This is a genomic window from Nesterenkonia aethiopica (assembly GCF_039534665.1).
Lineage (GTDB): Bacteria > Actinomycetota > Actinomycetes > Actinomycetales > Micrococcaceae > Nesterenkonia > Nesterenkonia aethiopica.
Window position 1 is genome coordinate 211,643 of record NZ_BAAAVT010000001.1, and the last position, 18,989, is coordinate 230,631.

Genomic DNA, 18,989 nt, shown 5'->3' on the forward strand with positions numbered 1-18,989 from the left:
CATGGGCCTGCTCCGCCGCTCTCGGCCTCCGGTGACGGACGCAGCGGGTGCGCCGTGTGATCCCTCGGACGGGCCCGCGGCGCATGAGGCACCTGTCCGTGGTGACCGTCCGCCGCGCCGCCGCGCAGAGCGGGCGCTGCTGGCCGTCGCCGCCGGGTGGAACGGACTGTTGGCCGTGCTGACGCTGTTTCCGTATCAGTATTGGTTCGCCTCCAGCGGCTACCAGGGGCTGGAGGACGCCGAGGCCCTCGGCTCGGCGTCCATGGTCACCGAGGTGGCCGCCGTCGTGCGCACCTACGGCATCGCCGTGCTCCTCGGGGCGCTGCTGACCGCCGTGGTCGCATGGCGGTTGAAACTCCAGCACAGCCGCGCGGTCACCTGGTGGCTGATCGCCTGTGTGGTCGGGACATTCCTGACCCGGGATGTGGTCAGCGTGCTGCTGTTCAGCGTCTGCCTGGCCGTCTACCTCTCGAGGTCCCGGGCGCTGCGACTCCACGCCCAGGCTCAGCGGCAGGCGGACGTGACCGCCTCTCACCCACTCACCCCCGACCAAGGAGACCGATGACCTCCCCCGTGACCTCTCCCGCGACCACTGCGGCGGGACCTGCCGACGTATCCGCACCCGACCCTGTGCCGGCCCCCGCCCTGACGGCTGTAGTCGACGTCGACGTCCCAGGCCCCACCATCAGCCGCCATGTCTACGGGCACTTCGCCGAACATCTGGGCAGGTGCATCTACGACGGGTTCTGGGTGGGGGAGGACTCGGAGATCGAGAACATCGGCGGCATCCGCGCCGATGTGGTGGAGGCGCTGCGCGCCATCGCGATCCCGAATCTGCGGTGGCCCGGTGGATGCTTCGCCGACGAATACCACTGGACCGATGGGATCGGCCCCCGTCGTGAGCGCCCGCGGATGGTCAACACTCACTGGGGTGACGTGGAGGAGAACAACCACTTCGGCACTCATGAGTTCATGGCGCTGTGTGAACTCCTCGGCACCGAGCCCTACATCTCCGGCAACGTCGGCTCGGGGACCGTGAAGGAGACCAGCGACTGGGTCGAGTACCTGACCCGCGCCGGGGACTCGCCGATGGCCCGACTCCGGGGTGAGAACGGGCGTCAGGAGCCCTGGAACGTGACCTTCTTCGGCATCGGCAACGAGCCCTGGGGCTGCGGAGGAAACCTCACCGCGGACCAGTTCAGCACCCTGGCCCGGCAGCATGCCACCTATGCCCGGGACCACGGGAAGGACCGTCTGTATCGGGTGGCCGCCGGGGGCAACGAGGCTGACTATGCCTGGACCGAGGTGCTCATGAAGCAGCTCGCGAGCGGGCTGGGAGACCCCGCACCGCGGGACCTGTACCAAGCGATCTCCTTCCACTACTACACGATGTCCGGCTCCTGGATGGACAAGGGCTCGGCCACGGAGTTCACAGACCGGGAGTATTGGGCGACGATGGCCCGCGCCCACCGGGTGGGGGAGCTGATCGCCGGCCATGCCGCTGTGATGGACGCCTATGACCCGACGAAGAAGGTCGGGCTCGCCCTGGACGAGTGGGGGACGTGTTGGAACGTCGAGCCCGGCACGAATCCCGGCTTCCTGCACCAGCAGAACACGCTGCGCGACGCGCTCGTGGCGGCAGTCCACTTCGAGGCCTTCCACTCTCACGCCGATCGTCTGCGGTTGGCCAACATCGCCCAGACGGTCAACGTGCTGCAGTCGATGGTGCTCACCGACGGGCACCGGCTGGTGCTCACCCCGACCTATCACGCCTTCGCGATGGACGTGGGTCATCATGACGCCGCCCATCTGCCCGTGCGTCCGGTCGGGGACGTCGCGCAGCGAGAAGCGGACGGGCGGGTCGTGCCCACGGTCACCGCCACGGCTTCCACGAAGGCAGGAGCCGTGACCGTGACCGCTGCGAACCTTGATCCTGATGCCGGTGCGACGGTGGAGCTGCGGCTCCGGGGCCATGGGCCGCTGGAGCTCGGCCAGGCGTCGGTCCTGACCGCAGGAGACCCTCGGGAGCACAACACGGCCGAGGAGCCGGAGCGGGTGGCGCCCGTGCCCTTCGAGGGGGCGACCTGGTCGGGAAGCACGCTGCGTCTGGAGCTTCCTCCCACCTCCTATGTGAGTCTTCGTCTGGTCGGCTGAGGCCCGGGTCCGATGAGCCGAGGCGGCGGATCTCTGGATCGAGGGATCCGCGTCGACCCCTTGACGCTGTGAAACGATTCAAATACTGTCACGATAAACCTGTGATGCACGCCACAGGAGCTCGGGCCCTCCTGGCGGGGAAGGCCGCTGCAGGAGGCCCGGGCCGAGACCAGACGCACCGCATGAGCGGTCCGCGCCGTCCGCACGGTCGGCGTCGGGAATCGAAGGGGAGAAGCACATGACCACCAGGAACTCTGCCATCGACACCGGCCCATCGGCGCCTCGGCCCCGCTGGACGCGCCTCGCCGCCGTCGGCTGCGCCGGCGTCATCGCCCTCACCGCCTGCGGGGGCGACAGTGGGGCAGCCTCGGGGGAGGGCGGCGACGTCACGCTGCGGTTCGCCTGGTGGGGCGCAGAGCACCGCAACGCCCTCACCGAGGAGATCGTCGCACTCTACGAGGAGCAGAACCCGCATGTGACGATCTCCACCGAGTACTCGGACTGGGAGGGGTACTGGGATCAGCTGGCCACGCAGACTGCCGGAGGAGGCGCGCCCGACGTCATCCAGATGGACGACACCTACCTGCGTGAATATGCCGACCGCGGTGCGCTGCTGCCGATGGACGACCTCGACACCTCCGGGTTCGAGCAGGACGTGGTCGACAACGGCACCACCGAGGACGGCCTGATGGGCATCACCACCGGGATCAACACGATGGCAGTCCTGGCCAACCCGGACCTCTTCGAGGATGCGGGGCTGGAGATCCCCGACGACACGACGTGGACCTGGGAGGACTACGCCGACCTCACCTCCGAGCTCAATGAGACGCTCGGTGACGGCTACTGGGGTGATGGTGGCGTCCCGCAGACGGTGGACCTGCAGATCTGGCTGAGGCAGCAGGGCAAGAACCTGACCACCGACGACGGAGAGCTCGGCTTCACCGTCGAGGACGCCGAGGAGTACCTCGAGTTCCAGCAGGAGCTCGTGGAACGGGGATCTTACCCGCCGGCCTCGATCATGCAGGAGGAGTCCAATGCGGCCCCGGGGGAGTCGATCTTCGAGCAGAGCGAGCAGGCCGTCGGTCGGTGGTGGAGCAACATGGTCCCGGGACTCTCGGATCTCGCCGGCGTCGACTTCGAGCTGCTGCGCTACCCCTCGGCCACCGGAAGCAGTGAGGACAACGGCCTGTGGTTCAAGGCCACGATGATGTTCTCGGTGACGTCCCAGACGGAGCACCCGGAGGAGGCGCAGGCGTTCGTGGACTTCCTGGTGAACTCCGAGGAGGCCGCGGAGATCACGGGCATGGATCGTGGTCTGCCGGCCAATGAGGTCAGTCGGGAGGTGGTGCTCGACCAGCTGGAGGGCCAGGAGCTGGCCGTGGCAGAGTTCATCGAGGAGGTCGAGGATGAGATCGGCGAGGCTGAGCCCGTGCCGGCCCTGGGATTCTCGGGTCTGCAGGACATCGCCTACCGCTACTGCGACGAGGTCTTCTTCGACCGGTTGAGCCCGGCGGAGGCGGCGGAGCGGATGCACGCAGAGATGCAGGACGCGATCAGCTGACCGCAGGGCCTCGGCGGGGGCAGCGCGGGAGATTGCTAGCATGCCAAGTGCGCGCGGCTCCGGCCCAGGAGCGTGATCGGCGGCAGGACGGCGAACAGGAGGCACTGCGGTGGCCACGGTGAGGATGAGCGACGTCGCGCGGGCCGCAGGGGTCTCCACCATGACGGTGTCCAACGTCGTCAACGGCCGGCCCGGGGTCAGCGAGGAGGTTCGGCGGCGGGTGCTGCGGCAGCTCGCCGAGACCGGCTATCGGATGAACGTCTCGGCACGGAATCTGCGGTCCGGGCACAGCGGCGTCATCGGGCTGGCCGTCCCCGGCCATGATGTGCCCTACTTCGCCGCGCTGGCGACCCACGTCGCCCAGGAGGCCGAGCGGCGCGGATATCGGGTGGCCGTCGAGCAGACCGGGGCCAAGGAGGCGGGCGAGGTCGCCGCCATCCGCTTCTCGCAGGCGATGGACTATGACGGACTCATCCTCAGCACCGTCGGCATGGACCTGGAGAAGCTCGACGTCGGCCAGGCGTTCCCGATCGTCCTGCTGGGGGAGCGGGAGAATCCCACCGCGGCAGACCATGTCAGCATGGCCAACCATGCCGGCTCACGGGCGGCGGTCGAGCATCTGGCAGCTCAGGGTGCGGGCCGCATCGCCTTCATCGGAGGGCCGGAGACGGCCGAGCAGACGATCCACAGCCTGCGTCTGGGAGGCTGGAGGGAAGGGCTTCAGGATGCGGGCCTCGCCTGCAGTCCTGAGCTGATCTTCGAGGCCCCCGAGGTCACGATGGAGGCCGGACGACGCGCAGGCCGGAGGGTCGCCGAGAGGATCCTCGCCGATCGTGCCGCGGGCCGGGACCCGATCGAGGCGGCGTTCGCGATCACCGACTCGGTGGCTCTCGGTGCGGTCCGTGGCCTGGCCGACGGAGGGCTCCGCGTGCCGGAGGATCTGCTGCTGGTCGGCTTCGACGACATCCCTGAGGCCGCGATGGCGGTGCCGTCGCTGAGCTCCGTGGCCCCTGACATGTCGTGGACTGCGCGGCGCGCTGTGGAGCTGCTGCTGGAGCGCCTCGCAGGTCAGGACGGTCCGACGGCAGGCTCCCCGCCGGCCGGGCGGGAGGAGACCATCCCGTGGATCCTCCAGGTGCGAGAGTCCTCCTCGCCGGTACGATCGAAGCAGGAGCGTCAGCCGACCGACCCGACAGGAGCCGCATCATGAGCACCGTGTTCACCAAGATCATCCAGGGAGAGCTGCCCGGTCGCTTCGTCTGGCAGGACGAGGTCTGCGTGGCGTTCCTGAGCATCGCTCCACTGGCCTACGGGCATACGTTGGTGGTCCCGCGTCAGGAGATCGACCGGTGGACCGATGCCGACGCCTCGTTGGTGGCCCATCTGATGCATGTCGCCCACCGCATCGGCAAGGCCCAGGTGGAGACCTTCGGCTCGCAGAGGGCCGGTCTGACGATCGCCGGATTCGAGGTCGATCACCTTCACGTGCATGTCTGGCCCTCGAACTCGATGGCGGACCATGACTTCGACCGGGCGATCAGTGCACCCGACTCCGAGGCCATGGATGAGGCCGCAGAGAAGCTGCGTGTGGCCCTGCGCCTGATGGGCGATGCCGACTCCGTGCCCTCCGACTGAGCGCCACGCCCATGGCGAGCAGCTCCCGGCGCCCCTCCGGGCGGGCGCCGTCGATGATCGACGTGGCCCGGGCGGCCGGGGTCTCGCATCAGACGGTCTCTCGGGTGCTCAACACCCCGGACGCCGTCCGCGAGGACACCCGACGTCGGGTCGAGCAGGCGATGCGCGGCCTGGGGTATCGGCGCAACAGCACGGCACGGGCCCTGAAGACCCGCCGGACCGGACTCATCGGCGTCGTGAGTCCCGGCGACTCGACCTTCGGTCCCAGCCGTATGACGCTCGCGATCGAGGAGGCCGCCCGCGAGGCCGGCTATGCGACAGCGCTGAGCGTGGTCCGGGACCCGGATCCGACCTCCGTGGACGAGGCGCTCGAATTCTTCCTCGACCGCGGCATCGACGGAATCGTCGTCATCGCCCCGGTGGTGGCGATGGCCGAGGCGGCCCGGCAGATCTCCCGGACCGTCCCGGTGGTCGTGCTGGCCTCCGCCGCCGAGCAGACCCCCGACATGCAGGTGCTCGGGATCGACCAGGTCGCCGGGGCGCGGATGGCCGTGCGGCACCTCCGGCAGGGCGGACGGGAGCGCATCGCCCATGTCTGCGGCCCGGAGGAGTACCACGACGCCCAGGGACGGATCATCGGATGGCGCGAGGAGCTGCGTGACGCCGGGCTGCCGCTGCTGCCGCTGGCTCGGGCCGGGGGATGGTCGGCCGCCGACGGTCATGCCGCCGCCCGCAGGGTGCTCGCCCGCAAGGGCGGCGATCAGGGGGGAGGCGAGGCCCCTGATGCGATCTTCGCGGCCAATGACCACCTCGCGCTCGGCGTCGTGCAGGCAGTGCGGGAGGCTGGGCTGAGCGTGCCCGAGGATGTCGCGGTCGTCGGCTTCGACGACGTCGACGGCGCCGACTTCTTCTCCCCTCCGCTGACCACGGTCCGCCAGCCCTTCGAAGAGGCCGGGGCCGCGGCCCTCGGGTCGCTCTTCGGAGCAGGCGCGGGGGGCCCCGACGGCGCCACCGTGCCCCTGGTGCGTCGAGAGGCGTCCTCCGGATCGAGCCGCGGGCCGTCTCTGATCCAGCCGCGCCTGGTGGTCCGCGCCTCGGGTTGAGGCCGACCGCCGGCGCAGGGTGGGGTGGCGCAGGCCACATCACAATGTTAACGTTAACATCGTCGTGTCCGGCGTCACCCGCCTCGAGACGCCGTCTCGGGTGGCCGATGCGCCCTCCGCGGAGGGGCCGGACGTCCTGACCTCACCCGCCCACCTGATCCTGAAGGAGCGCACACTCGATGACCTCCCCCGACTCCGTGGTGATCGGCGTCGACTTCGGCACCCTCTCCGGCCGCGCCCTCGTGGTGCGCGTCTCCGATGGCGCTGAGCTCGGCACCGCCGTCCATGAGTACCGTCATGCGGTGATGGACTCCGCCCTGACCGCCCACCAGGGCGAGCCGCTGCCTCCGGACTGGGCGCTGCAGAACCCTGCCGACTACGTCGACGTGCTCAAGGACGCGGTGCCGGCCGCGCTGCGCGCCGCCGGCGTGTCCGCCGAGCAGGTGATCGGGATCGGCACCGACTTCACGGCCTGCACCATGGTGCCCACCACGGCTGACGGTACGCCGCTGAATGAGGTCCCCGAGTTCGCGGGACGGCCCCACGCCTACGCGAAGCTGTGGAAGCACCACGCCGCACAGGGTCAGGCCGACCGCATCAACGACCTCGCCCATTCCCGTGGCGAATCGTGGATCAGCCGCTACGGAGGCTTCATCTCCTCCGAGTGGGAGTTCGCCAAGGGCCTGCAGATCCTCGAGGAGGATCCGGAGGTCTACGCCGCCGTCGACCGCTGGGTGGAGGCCGCCGACTGGATCGTCTGGCAGCTGACCGGACGCTACGTGCGCAACGCCTGCACCGCCGGCTATAAGGGCATCCGCCAGGACGGGCAGTATCCGTCGAAGGACTTCCTCGCCGCGCTCAATCCGGAGTTCGCCGACTTCGTGGAGACCAAGCTGGACCACCAGATCGGCCAGCTGGGTGACCGGGCGGGAGGCCTCAGCGCGCAGGCCGCCGCCTGGACCGGACTGCCGGAGGGCATCGCGGTGGCCGTGGGCAATGTGGACGCCCATGTCACGGCTCCTGCCGCCGACGCGGTCGAGTCCGGTCAGATGGTGGCCATCATGGGTACCTCCACCTGTCATGTGATGAACGCGGACGTCCTGGCTGAGGTGCCGGGCATGTGTGGAGTCGTCGACGGCGGCATCCTCGCCGGCGCCTGGGGATACGAGGCCGGCCAATCCGGCGTGGGAGACATCTTCGCCTGGTACGTGGCCAACCAGGTGCCCGGTGAGTACGCAGAGGAGGCCGAGTCCCGCGGACTGAGCCTGCACGAGCTGCTCACAGAGAAGGCCGAGGTCCAGCCCGTGGGGGCCCACGGGCTGGTGGCGCTGGACTGGCACTCCGGCAACCGATCGGTCCTGGTCGACCATGAGCTCTCCGGAGTGGTGGTGGGCCTGACCCTGGCCACACGGTCCGAGGACGTCTACCGCGCGCTGCTGGAGTCCACGGCCTTCGGCACGCGCACCATCATCGAGGCCTTCGACTCCTCCGGAGTGCCGGTGCGCGAGCTCGTCGTCGCCGGAGGGCTGCTGAAGAACCGCTTCCTGATGCAGCTCTACTCGGACATCACGCGGCTGCCGATCTCCACGATCACCTCCGACCAGGGGCCGGCGCTCGGCTCGGCCATCCATGCCGCCGTCGCCGCGGGAGCCTACGAGGACGTCCGGGCGGCGGCACCGATCATGGGCGGGCGCATCAAGGAGGCCTACACCCCGGACCCCCAGGCGGCGGCCGCCTACGACGCGCTCTTCGCGGAGTACAAGGCCCTGCACGATCACTTCGGGCGCGTCGGGGACGACATCATGCGGCGCCTCAAGCGCATCCGCCGAGAGGCCCATGCCGGGGCGCGGGACGAGGCCGGGCCAGCAGCACGGCAGAGGGCACAGACCCAGGAGGTGACGGCATGATCCGCCTCGCCGAGCAGAGCGTCCGAGTCCAGGAGGCCGTGGCGCGTGCGCGGGAGCGGGTCGCCGCGCTGCACGCGGAGCTGCCCCGCAACGAGCTGGTGGTCTGGACCGCCGGCAATGTCTCAGAGCGCGTCGTGCTGCCTGACGCGGCGGAAGGCGCGCCCGAGCTGTTCGTCATCAAGCCCTCGGGGGTCTCCTACGATGACCTCTCCGCCGACACCATGGTCGTCTGCACCCTGGACGGGGAGAAGATCGACGACGGCACCGCCGACGCGCTGGGCCCCTCGTCCGACACGGCCGCCCACGCCTACGTGTACCGGCACATGCCGGAGGTCGGAGGGGTCGTCCACACGCACTCCACCTTCGCCACCGCCTGGGCGGCGCGCTCCGAACCGATCCCGTGCGTGCTTACCATGATGGCCGACGAGTTCGGCGGGGACATCCCGGTGGGTCCGTTCGCGCTCATCGGCGACGACTCTATCGGCCGGGGCATCGTCGAGACGCTGCGCGAGTCCCGCTCGCCGGCGGTGCTGATGGCCCAGCACGGACCCTTCACGGTGGGGCGGAACGCCCGCGCCGCGGTGAAGGCCGCCGTGATGTGCGAGGAGGTGGCCCGCACGGTGCACTTCGCCCGGGCCCACGGGGAGCCGCCCCGCATCGACCAGGCGCAGATCGACTCCCTCTACGACCGCTACCAGAACGTCTACGGGCAGGCCTCAGGGTCCTCCCGCTGAGTCGGCAGGACCCGTACCCGCCGCCTGACCACGCCTTCACACCATCAGGAGAACCCCACCCATGACCTCACCCTTCACCGGCAAGACGATCTGGTTCCTCACCGGATCCCAGGACCTCTATGGGGACGAGACGCTGCGCCAGGTCGCTGAGCAGTCCCAGCGCGTGGCCTCCACCCTCGACGCCGCCGACGACATCCCCGTCACCATCGAGTGGAAGCCGGTCCTCAAGGAGCGCGACGCCATCCGCCGGGCGGCACTGGAGGCGAACTCTGACCCGGACTGTCTGGGGGTGATCGTCTGGATGCACACCTTCTCGCCCGCGAAGATGTGGATCCAGGGCCTCGACGCTCTGGACGTGCCGCTGCTGCACCTCCACACGCAGGCCGACGCCGCGCTGCCCTGGTCCGAGATCGACATGGACTTCATGAACCTCAACCAGGCGGCCCACGGGGACCGCGAGTTCGCCTACATCGCCAGCCGCATGGGCACGGCGCGCAAGACGGTGGTCGGCCACGCCTCGGACACCCGCGTGGCCCGGCGCATCGGCACCTGGGCACGCGCCGCCGCCGGATGGGACGCCCTGCGGAATCTGCGACTGGCCCGCTTCGGGGACAACATGCGCAACGTCGCCGTGACTGAGGGGGACAAGACGGAGGCCGAGATCAGGCTGGGCGTCTCGGTGAACACCTGGGCCGTCAACGACCTCGTCGAGAGGGTGGAGTCGGTCTCCCCGGCTGAGGTGGACGCGCTGCTGGCGGAGTACGACGAGCGCTACGACGTCGCTGCGGAGCTCCGTGCCTCCGGTGAGCGCCGCGAGTCGCTGGCCTACGCCGCGCGACAGGAGATCGGCATGCGCTCCTTCCTCGAGGAAGGCGGCTTCGGCGCCTTCACCACGAACTTCGAGGACCTCGGGGGTCTGCGACAGCTGCCGGGCCTGGCCGTCCAGCGGCTGATGGCCTCCGGCTACGGATTCGGCGCCGAAGGCGACTGGAAGACAGCGCTGCTGGTGCGCGCCGCCAAGGTCATGGGCCACGGCCTGCCCGGAGGAGCCTCCCTCATGGAGGACTACACCTATGAGATGACGCCGGGGAAGGAGAAGATCCTCGGGGCCCACATGCTGGAGATCTGCCCGAGCCTGACCTCCGCGACACCTCGGGTGGAGGTCCATCCGCTGGGCATCGGCGACCGCGAGGATCCGGTGCGGATGGTCTTCGACACCGACCCTGGACAGGGCGTGGTGGTGGCCATGGCGGATCTGCGCGAACGATTCCGGCTCACCGCCAACGTGGTGGACGTCGTCGAGCCGGACGAGGAGCTGCCGAACCTGCCGGTGGCGCGCGCGGTCTGGGAGCCCCGCCCGGACTTCGCCACCTCGGCGGAGTGCTGGCTCACCGCCGGTGCGGCCCACCATACGGTGCTCTCCACGGCTCTGGGTCTGGAGGCCTTCGAGGACTTGGCGGAGATCGCGCAGATGGAGCTGGCCGTCATCGATGAGAGCGTGACCACCCGCGGATTCGCGCAGGAGCTGCGGTGGAACGCGGCATACCACCGGCTGGCTCAGGGACTGTGATAGACAACACCTAGGACGATCCAGGTTCGACACTCACACCGGCTCCCATCAGGGCCACGAATGGAGGAGACATGCGTTCCACTGCGACGACCATCCTGGGGGCGGGAGCTGCACTCGCCCTGCTGCTCACCGCCTGTGAGGGCGAGGGCGCCGGAGGCGGCGGAGGCGGGGGAGATGCCGACGCCGCACCGGAGGACATGACGGTGGGTGTGGCGATGCCCACCCAGACCTATGAGCGGTGGCTGCAGGACGGGGGCAACATCGAAGAGGGGCTGGAGGACCTCGGCTACACCGTCGACCTCCAGTACGCCGACGACGACATCCCCACGCAGTCCCAGCAGATCGATCAGATGATCACCCAGGAGGTCGACGCCCTGATCGTCGCCTCGATCGACGGCTCCGCACTGACCAGTCAGCTCGACGCCGCCGCGGCGGCAGGAATCCCCGTGATCGCCTATGACCGGCTGCTGACCAACTCCGAGGACGTGGACTTCTACGTCACGTTCGACAACTACGAGGTCGGCGTCAACCAGGCCCGGTCCCTTCTCTACGGGCTCGGCATCCTGGATGAGAACTTCGACGAGGCCGATGATGCGCCCGAGGGCCCGTTGAACATCGAGCTGTTCGCCGGCTCGCTGGACGACAGCAACTCCCACCACTTCTGGCAGGGCGCGATCGACACGCTCGAGCCCTATCTGGAGGACGGCACGCTGGAGATCCCCTCCGGTCAGGACACGATCCAGCAGGCCGCCACGCAGCGGTGGGAGCAGGAGACGGCCCAGGAGCGCATGGAGAACCTGCTGACCACCCACTACAGCGGAGACACCGAGCTGGACGGCGTGCTCGCCCCGGCCGACCCGCTCTCCCGGGGGATCATCACGGCGCTGCGCAATGACGGCCAGGGTCCCACCATCGAGGAGGGCATGCCCATCGTGACGGGCCAGGACGCCGAGATCGCCTCGATCTCCCTGATCGAACAGGGCATCCAGCACTCCACGATCTTCAAGGACACCCGCCTGCTGGCCGAGGAGGCCGTCCGAGCCGCCGAGGCCTACCTCCAGGGGGAGGAGCCGGAGCCCAACGACACCGAGACCTACGACAACGGCGAGATCGTCGTGCCCTCGTACCTCCTCGACGTCGAGATGGTGCTCCAGGACAACTACGAGGAGATCCTGGTGGACTCCGGCTACTACACCGAGGAGCAGGTCGAGTCCGGCCAGCTCTGATCCGGTGAGGTCCCGGCCAGGAGTCTGGGTCCTGGTCGGGACGTCGTCGTCGCAGGGCACCGTCCGGGGCTGCGGCCCCGGACGGACCTGCCGGGGACGATTCCGATGGCGCAGAGAGGGAGACCAATGACAGTACGGACCCATGTGGAGGATCCCATCCTCCAGATGCGCTCGATCACGAAGCGATTCCCCGGAGTCGTGGCGCTCTCGGATGTGTCGCTGACCGTCCAGCGCGGGGAGATCCACGCCATCTGCGGGGAGAACGGCGCGGGGAAGTCCACCCTCATGAAGGTGCTCTCCGGGGTGTACCCGGCGGGGAGCTATGACGGCGAGATCCTCCTGGAGGGGGAGCCGGTCTCCTTCAGCGGGATCAATGATTCTGAGGCTCGGGGTATCGTGATCATCCACCAGGAGCTGGCCCTCGTGCCGCATCTCTCGGTGGCGGAGAACATCTTCCTCGGCAATGAGCAGTCCACCGCCGGGGTGATCAACTGGCACGAGACCAACGTGAAGGCTGTGGAGCTCATGGAGCGGGTCGGCCTCAGGGAGAACCCGGTGACACCGGTGGGAACCCTCGGGGTCGGCAAGCAGCAGCTCATCGAGATCGCCAAGGCGTTGTCGAAGAACGTGCGACTGCTGATCCTCGACGAGCCGACCGCCGCGCTGAACGATGACGACTCCGAGCACCTGCTGGGGCTCATCCGGGACCTCCGCGAGGAAGGGGTCACCTGCATCATCATCTCTCACAAGCTCGGCGAGATCGCCGCCGTCGCGGACTCCACCACGGTGATCCGGGACGGCAGCACCATCGAGACCCTCGACATGCACGACGGCTCCACTCCTGAGCAGACCACCGCGCGGATCATCCGCGGCATGGTCGGCCGGGACGTGGAACACATGTACCCGGAGCGGGAGGTGGAGATCGGCGAGGAGATCTTCCGGATCGAGGACTGGCACGTCACCCACCCCACCCAGCCGGATCGCGTCGTCGTCGACGGCGCGTCCCTCTATGTCCGGGCCGGAGAGGTCGTGGGCATCGCCGGGCTGATGGGAGCCGGGCGGACGGAGCTCGCGATGAGCGTCTTCGGACGGTCCTGGGGCCGGGAGATCACCGGCACCGTGTCCATGCACGGGAAGCCGGTGCAGATCCGTGACGTCTCCGACGCGATCGAGCACGGCATCGCCTACGTCAGCGAGGACCGCAAACAGTATGGTCTCAACCTGATCGAGGACGTCCGGCGCAATGTCACCGCCGCGGGCCTGAAGAAGCTGGCTCCGGCCGGCTGGGTGAACGCCAACGAGGAGATCGCCGTCGCCGAGCGGTATCGCAGCTCGTTGAACATCAAGTCCCCCTCCGTGCTCTCCGTCGTGGAGAAGCTCTCCGGGGGCAATCAGCAGAAGGTGGTGCTCAGCAAATGGCTCTACACCGAGCCGGAGCTGCTCATCCTCGATGAGCCCACCCGAGGCATCGACGTCGGCGCGAAGTTCGAGATCTACTCGATCATCAACGAGCTCGCCGCGGCAGGCAAGGCGATCCTGGTGATCTCCTCCGAGCTGCCCGAGGTCCTCGGACTCTGCGACCGCATCTACACGCTCTCCGTGGGACGCATCACCGGCGAGGTGGATGCCGCGGAGGCCACCCAGGAGGGGCTGATGGAACTCATGACCAAGGAGACCGACCGATGACGGGCACGTCGAACCTGCGGGAGCTGCTGACCCGCAACATGCGCCAGAGCGGCATCTACATCGCCTTCGTGTTCATCGTGCTGCTGTTCACGGTCCTCACCGGAGGCACTCTGCTGAGCCCAGGCAATCTGACCAACCTGGTGCTGCAGTACTCCTACATCCTGATCCTGGCGATCGGCATGGTGATGATCATCGTCGCCGGCCACATCGACCTCTCCGTAGGGTCGGTGGTCGCGTTCACCGGCGCGGTCTCGGCGGTGGTCGTGATCCGAGAAGGCATGCCCTGGTGGGTGGGCGTCCTCGCCGCCCTGATCACCGGGGCGCTCGTGGGCGTCTGGCAGGGCTTCTGGGTGGCGGTGGTCGGGATTCCGGCGTTCATCGTCACGCTGGCCGGCATGCTGATCTTCCGCGGCCTGACCATGCAGACGCTGGACAACGTCTCGCTGTCCCCGTTCCCCTCGGAGTATCAGTACATCGCCGGCGGGTTCCTCAACGGGCTGCTCGGCGGCCCCGGCTATGACGTCTTCACCCTGGTCATCGGTGCTCTGGCGGCGGTGGGCTTCGCCTGGTCCCAGTGGCGGAATCGGATGCGCAAGCTGGAGTACCGGCAGCCCGTGGAGGCCCTGTGGCTCTTCGCTGTGCGGGTGCTGCTGGTGGCGGCCATCATCATGGCCTTCGCCTGGCGCCTTGCGAACGCCCGGGGGACGCCGGTCGTGCTGATCCTGCTCGCCGCGCTGGTGCTGCTCTACGGGTTCGTCACCCAGCGCACCGTCTTCGGCCGGCACATCTATGCGATGGGCGGCAACCTGCAGGCCGCCAAGCTCTCCGGTGTGAAGACCCGCCGGGTGAACTTCCTGCTGTTCATCAACATGGGCCTGCTGGCTGCGGTGGCCGGGATCGTCTACTCCGCTCGCTCCAACAGCGCCCAACCCGGTGCCGGCTTCATGTTCGAGCTCGACGCGATCGCTGCAGCCTTCATCGGCGGCGCCGCCGTCACAGGAGGCGTCGGCAAGGTGCAGGGCGCCATCATCGGTGGTCTGATCATGGCGGTGATGTCCAACGGCATGCAGATCATGGGCATCGACCAGTCCACGCAGAACGTGGTGCGTGGTGTGGTGCTGGTGCTCGCGGTGGCCTTCGACGTCTGGAACAAGAAGCGGGCCACTGCCGACCGCTGAGCACCGCCGTCGCGCTGAGGAATGCCGCGCAGGGCGGCATTCCTCAGCGCGCCCCCCGAGCGATGGCCCGGCGGATGCGTTTGGCGGAGACGGTCTGGGCCGTGCCCAGCTGCTGGGCGAAGAGGTTCACACGCAGCTCTTCCAGCATCCACTTCACCGCGGCCAGGTCGGCGGGCACCGGAAGCTGCGAGGGCACGGCCTCCACGGCGGCGTCGTATTCGTCCTCCAGCTGCTGGACCGTGGCCATGTCCTGGGCGTCCCGGGTGATCGCCTGACCGGCTTCGAGCCGATCCAAGCGCAGTGCCAGGGCACGCAGGTAGCGGGGCAGGTGCCGCAGCTGGGCTGCCCCGGTGCCGGTGACGAATCCGGGGTGCACCAGCACCTCCACCTGTGCCTGCATGTCGCTCACAGCGGGCTTCAGGGCCGGAGAGGTCGCTGCGTCCAGGCGGGCCTGCAGCTCGGCGGCGGCACCGAGCACCTGGGCGATGACGTCGGTGAGCTCCAGCACCGTCTCGATCAGCTCGGCCCGGGCGTGACGAGAGATCCGGTCGAAGGCCTCTGCGGTGAACGGCAGCTCCTCGGGGACCAGATGGTCCAGGGCCGCCGTCGTGCAGTCGGCCACCAGGGACTCCACGGTCCCGTGGGGCGAGCGGCCGAAGGCCAGCCGTTCCCGATTGCTCAGGTGCTCGACGACGTAGCGCTGGGGAGAGGGCAGCACCTCCTGCAGCAGGGCGACCACGCCGTGTCGGTGGATGCGCAGCTGATCGGCGGCAGAGTCCTGAATCGTGCAGCGGACCCCCCGGCGACCGGGCTCCTCAGCGGTCAGGGCGGGATAGCCGGTGACCTCGCGCCCTGCCACCTGTCGGGTGATCTCACGAGGGAGGTCGCCGAAGGTCCAGGTGGTCTGCTCGCGCTGCGTGGGCACCGGGGAGGCAGACTGCCTCGTGTCGGCCCGCCCACGGGGTCGAGGGCCTCCCGAGGGCGTGTTCTTCGGCCCGTGGCCTCTGTGGCCTCCGTGTCCAGCGGGGGAGCCGTCGGACGGGTGGGGAGCTTGAGCCCCTGCCGCCGTCGACGCCGTGGCGTCACCTGCTGCCAATGAACGAGCGATGGCCTCGCGGTTCTGCTCGGCGAAGCGCAGCTGCAGCTCTCCCAGGTCCTGCGAGGTGTCCAGCACTCGGCCGCGCTCGCTGACCACGGCGTAGGTGAAGCGAAGATGGGCGGGAAGCTGGTCGAGCCCGAGGTCCGAGGCCTCGACCCGGACCCCGCGGAGGCGCTGGAGCACTGCGGCCAGCGACGGCGCCAGCGGATCCTCGCCGGCGCTGAACTCCTCCTCGAGCCGCTGCCGGGCCTGGGCGGCGACGTCGGGTGCGGGTACGAAGTTCTTCCGCAGCTGTTTGGGCATGGAGCGGATCAGCTGGGTGATCAGCTCCGTCCGGAGGCCCGGGATCAGCCAGTCGAACTGCTCGGGCCGCAGCTGGTTGAGGAAGAGGACCGGCACCTTCACGGTGATGCCGTCGGCCGTGGTGCCGCGTGCGTCGTCGGTGAAGGTGGCGGGGTTGAACTCGTAGCGCAGCTCGAGGGGAAGGCCGTCGAGCTCCAGGTGCTCCGGGAACTCGTCGACGTCGACCTGCTCCGCGGTCTCGGCCAGGAGCCGGTCCTGGGGGAGGTCGAGGAGCTCGGGCGTCTCGTGGCGCTGGGTCTTCCACCAGGAGTCGAAGTGCCTCTGCGAGACCACGTCCTGCGGCAGGCGTTCGTCGAAGAAGGCGAAGAGCTCGTCGTCGGAGGCTCTGAGATCGCGCCGCCGGGTGCGGTTCTCCAGCTCCTCGATCTCCTGGAACCGCTGACGATTCCGCCGGTCGAAGTGGTGGCGGGTGGTCCAGTCGCCCTCGATGAGCGCATGCCGGATGAAGAGCTCGCGGCTGAGCTCCCGGTCGATGCGGCCGTAGAGCACCTGCCGGTCCGCGACCACGGGCACCCCGAACAGCGTGACCTTCTCGGTGGCGACGGCGGCGCCCTTCCTCGCCGACCAGCGCGGCTCTGAATGGCTGCGCGTGACCAGGTGCGGAGCCTGCTGCTCGATCCAGGCAGGATCGATGCGTGCGACCGTGCGGGCCCACAGCCGGGAAGTCTCCACCAGTTCGGCGGCCATCACCCAGTCGTGGTTCTTCTTGAACAGTCCCGACCCGGGGAAGACGGCGAAGCGGGTGCCCCGGGCGCCCTGGTAGTCACGGGTGCGCGGGTTGTACAGTCCGATGTGGCTCAGCAGACCGGACAGCAGGCTGCGGTGGACGATGTCGTGTCGGGCGGCGGGATCCACGGGCATCTGGCTGCGTCGACGGGGTCGGGCGATCGGGCCCAGGTCGGCCTGTCGGGCGAGATCGGCGAGCTGGACCACCAGGTCCTGCCATTCGCGCACGCGCAGGTAGTTGAGGTGCTCGCGGCGGCACATCTTCCGGAACTGATTGCCGGAGAGCTCCTGCTGCTGCTCGAGGAGGTGCCGCCACAGGTTCAGCAGGGCGGAGAAGTCCGAGGTGTCGTCCGCGAAGCGGCGATGCATCTCGTCGGCCTGCTGGCGGGTCTCCGCGGGCCGTTCGCGAGGGTCCTGGATCGACAGGGCGGCCACGAGCACAGTGACCTCCTCGAGGCAGCCGTGGCGCCCCGCCTCGACCATCATGCGTCCGAGCCGAGGGTCCACCGGCAGTTGGGCCAGGGCGCGTCCGACGTCGGTGATCGTGCCGCGGCGCGGCCCTCGCGAGGACCCGCCCGTGCCGGCGGCGTGGAGTGCTCCCAGCTCGGTCAGGAGGCGGACGGCGTCGTTGACGGCCTTCGCGTCGGGCTGCTCGACGAACGGGAAGTCCAGCAGCTCGTCCGGGGTGCGCGTGATCCCCATGGCGGACATCTGCAGCAGCACCGATGCGAGCGAGGTGCGCAGGATCTCGGGGTCGGTGAACTCCGGGCGGGATTCGAAGTCGTGCTGCGAATAGAGGCGGATGCAGATGCCGTCGCTGGTGCGGCCGCAGCGTCCTGCGCGCTGGTTCGCGCTGGCCTGCGAGATGGCTTCAATGGGCAGACGCTGCACCTTGGTGCGCGTGGAGTACCGGGAGATCCGCGCCGTGCCCGTGTCGACGACGTACTTGATGCCCGGCACCGTGAGCGAGGTCTCGGCGACGTTGGTGGCCAGGACGATGCGTCGTCGGCCTCCGGGGGTGAACACGCGTTTCTGCTCCGCCAGGGAGAGCCTGCCGAACAGCGGGAGGATCTCGGCGCCCGCCAGGCGACGGTCGCGGCGGACGACGTCGGCCAGCGCGTCGGCGGCGTCGCGGATCTCCCGTTCGCCGGGGAAGAAGATCAGGATGTCGCCGTCCGGCTCCTCGGCGAGCTCCTGCACGGCGTCCCCGACGGCGTCGATCATGTCGCGCTCCTCGGAGGAGCCTGCTCCGGCGGACGCATCGTCGAACTCGTCCTCGGGCTCCGGGTCCTCGGCGTCGCGCAGGGGCCGGTATCGGACCTCCACCGGATAGGTGCGTCCGGAGACCTCGATGATGGGGACTGTCGGATGCTCCGGATCCGAGCTGAAGTGCGTGGCGAACCGTTCCGGGTCGATCGTCGCGGAGGTGATGATCACCTTCAGGTCCGGCCGCTTCGGCAGGATGGACTTCAGGTAGCCGAGGATGACGTCGATGGTGAGGCTGCGCTCGTGGGCCTCGTCGATGATGAGCGCAGAGTAGCGGCGCAGCAGCGGGTCGCGACGCAGCTCGGCGAGCAGGATGCCGTCCGTCATGAGCTTCACCGCGCTGGTCTCGGAGACCTCTGAGGTGAAGCGCACCTGGTAGCCGATGTCGGCGCCGATGCTGGTGTCCAGCTCGTCAGCGAGCCGTTCCGCCACGGTGCGAGCCGCGAGTCGGCGGGGCTGGGTGTGCCCGATGACTCCGCGGTGCTGCAGCCCCAGCTCCAGGCACATCTTGGGCAGCTGGGTGGTCTTCCCGGATCCGGTCTCACCGGCGACGACGATCACCTGATGTTCTCGCAACGCCTCCAGAAGCGTCTCCCGTTCCCCGGTGACGGGCAGGGCGGCGGGATAGTTGAGCTCCTCGACCGAGAACTGTCGGCGCTCGACGGCGGGACGGGGGCCCCTGCCCCGTGCGGAGGATCGCGAGGGGCGTCGTGAGGAGGTGCGCGTGGATTCAGGCATGACGACTCGAGTCTATCGAGTCTGATCGACCCGGACCGTCAGC

General features: G+C 69.0%; 13 protein-coding genes. 12 read left to right on the forward strand and 1 reads right to left on the reverse strand.

Features of this window, described 5'->3' with window-relative positions; translation table 11 throughout:
• Window position 1 precedes the first annotated feature (1 nt).
• From ABD658_RS00945 to mmsB, 12 genes are all read left to right on the forward strand, one after another.
• On the forward strand, window positions 2–565 hold the full coding sequence (locus tag ABD658_RS00945) for a hypothetical protein (protein ID WP_344743617.1): 564 nt from the start codon (window positions 2–4) through the stop codon (window positions 563–565).
• A complete protein-coding gene (locus ABD658_RS00950; protein WP_344683493.1) occupies window positions 562–2,154 on the forward strand; it encodes an alpha-N-arabinofuranosidase in 1,593 nt (530 codons plus the stop codon). The genes ABD658_RS00945 and ABD658_RS00950 overlap by 4 nt, the downstream gene beginning before the upstream one ends.
• Before the next feature lie 238 nt (window positions 2,155–2,392).
• The gene (locus ABD658_RS00955) at window positions 2,393–3,715 is read left to right on the forward strand and encodes an ABC transporter substrate-binding protein (protein WP_344683491.1); all 1,323 of its coding nucleotides are present in this window, start codon (window positions 2,393–2,395) and stop codon (window positions 3,713–3,715) included.
• A 109-nt stretch (window positions 3,716–3,824) separates the two neighbouring features.
• Window positions 3,825–4,925, forward strand: a complete 1,101-nt coding sequence (locus ABD658_RS00960; protein ID WP_344683488.1) for a LacI family DNA-binding transcriptional regulator — start codon at window positions 3,825–3,827, stop codon at window positions 4,923–4,925.
• The gene (locus ABD658_RS00965; protein WP_070161728.1) at window positions 4,922–5,350 is read left to right on the forward strand and encodes an HIT family protein; all 429 of its coding nucleotides are present in this window, start codon (window positions 4,922–4,924) and stop codon (window positions 5,348–5,350) included. The genes ABD658_RS00960 and ABD658_RS00965 overlap by 4 nt, the downstream gene beginning before the upstream one ends.
• An 11-nt stretch (window positions 5,351–5,361) precedes the next feature.
• A complete protein-coding gene (locus ABD658_RS00970; RefSeq protein WP_344683485.1) occupies window positions 5,362–6,453 on the forward strand; it encodes a LacI family DNA-binding transcriptional regulator in 1,092 nt (363 codons plus the stop codon).
• Between the two features lie 179 nt (window positions 6,454–6,632).
• On the forward strand, window positions 6,633–8,360 hold the full coding sequence (gene araB / locus ABD658_RS00975; RefSeq protein ID WP_344683483.1) for a ribulokinase: 1,728 nt from the start codon (window positions 6,633–6,635) through the stop codon (window positions 8,358–8,360).
• Window positions 8,357–9,094 carry an L-ribulose-5-phosphate 4-epimerase gene (locus tag ABD658_RS00980; RefSeq protein ID WP_344683481.1) on the forward strand — a complete coding sequence of 246 codons (738 nt, stop codon included), beginning with the start codon at window positions 8,357–8,359 and terminating at the stop codon, window positions 9,092–9,094. Before araB ends, ABD658_RS00980 begins: the two co-directional genes overlap by 4 nt.
• A 61-nt stretch (window positions 9,095–9,155) precedes the next feature.
• Entirely contained in the window at window positions 9,156–10,664 is a 1,509-nt protein-coding gene (gene araA, locus ABD658_RS00985; protein ID WP_344683479.1) for an L-arabinose isomerase, read from the forward strand.
• Between the two features lie 71 nt (window positions 10,665–10,735).
• Window positions 10,736–11,890: a multiple monosaccharide ABC transporter substrate-binding protein gene (gene chvE / locus ABD658_RS00990; protein ID WP_085437120.1), complete on the forward strand. Its 1,155-nt coding sequence runs from the start codon at window positions 10,736–10,738 to the stop codon at window positions 11,888–11,890.
• A gap of 126 nt (window positions 11,891–12,016) precedes the next feature.
• Window positions 12,017–13,576 (forward strand): multiple monosaccharide ABC transporter ATP-binding protein, encoded by a 1,560-nt coding sequence (gene mmsA / locus ABD658_RS00995; RefSeq protein WP_344683476.1) that lies wholly within the window; start codon window positions 12,017–12,019, stop codon window positions 13,574–13,576.
• Entirely contained in the window at window positions 13,573–14,754 is a 1,182-nt protein-coding gene (mmsB, locus tag ABD658_RS01000; RefSeq protein WP_311023869.1) for a multiple monosaccharide ABC transporter permease, read from the forward strand. The genes mmsA and mmsB overlap by 4 nt, the downstream gene beginning before the upstream one ends.
• 43 nt (window positions 14,755–14,797) lie before the next feature.
• On the opposite strand, the gene hrpA is transcribed toward mmsB, so the two are convergent.
• A complete protein-coding gene (hrpA, locus tag ABD658_RS01005) occupies window positions 14,798–18,946 on the reverse strand; it encodes an ATP-dependent RNA helicase HrpA (protein ID WP_344683473.1) in 4,149 nt (1,382 codons plus the stop codon).
• Between the last annotated feature and the right edge of the window lie 43 nt (window positions 18,947–18,989).

What these genes read in the sequence shown, in the direction of transcription:
- araB (WP_344683483.1), top strand. Translation starts at nt 6,633, where the DNA reads ATGACCTCCCCCGACTCCGTGGTGATCGGCGTCGACTTCGGCACCCTC.
- ABD658_RS00955 (WP_344683491.1), top strand. Translation starts at nt 2,393, where the DNA reads ATGACCACCAGGAACTCTGCCATCGACACCGGCCCATCGGCGCCTCGG.
- ABD658_RS00980 (WP_344683481.1), top strand. Translation starts at nt 8,357, where the DNA reads ATGATCCGCCTCGCCGAGCAGAGCGTCCGAGTCCAGGAGGCCGTGGCG.
- araA (WP_344683479.1), top strand. Translation starts at nt 9,156, where the DNA reads ATGACCTCACCCTTCACCGGCAAGACGATCTGGTTCCTCACCGGATCC.
- hrpA (WP_344683473.1), bottom strand. Translation starts at nt 18,946, where the DNA reads ATGCCTGAATCCACGCGCACCTCCTCACGACGCCCCTCGCGATCCTCC.
- ABD658_RS00965 (WP_070161728.1), top strand. Translation starts at nt 4,922, where the DNA reads ATGAGCACCGTGTTCACCAAGATCATCCAGGGAGAGCTGCCCGGTCGC.
- ABD658_RS00950 (WP_344683493.1), top strand. Translation starts at nt 562, where the DNA reads ATGACCTCCCCCGTGACCTCTCCCGCGACCACTGCGGCGGGACCTGCC.
- ABD658_RS00945 (WP_344743617.1), top strand. Translation starts at nt 2, where the DNA reads ATGGGCCTGCTCCGCCGCTCTCGGCCTCCGGTGACGGACGCAGCGGGT.
- ABD658_RS00970 (WP_344683485.1), top strand. Translation starts at nt 5,362, where the DNA reads ATGGCGAGCAGCTCCCGGCGCCCCTCCGGGCGGGCGCCGTCGATGATC.
- mmsB (WP_311023869.1), top strand. Translation starts at nt 13,573, where the DNA reads ATGACGGGCACGTCGAACCTGCGGGAGCTGCTGACCCGCAACATGCGC.
- mmsA (WP_344683476.1), top strand. Translation starts at nt 12,017, where the DNA reads ATGACAGTACGGACCCATGTGGAGGATCCCATCCTCCAGATGCGCTCG.
- chvE (WP_085437120.1), top strand. Translation starts at nt 10,736, where the DNA reads ATGCGTTCCACTGCGACGACCATCCTGGGGGCGGGAGCTGCACTCGCC.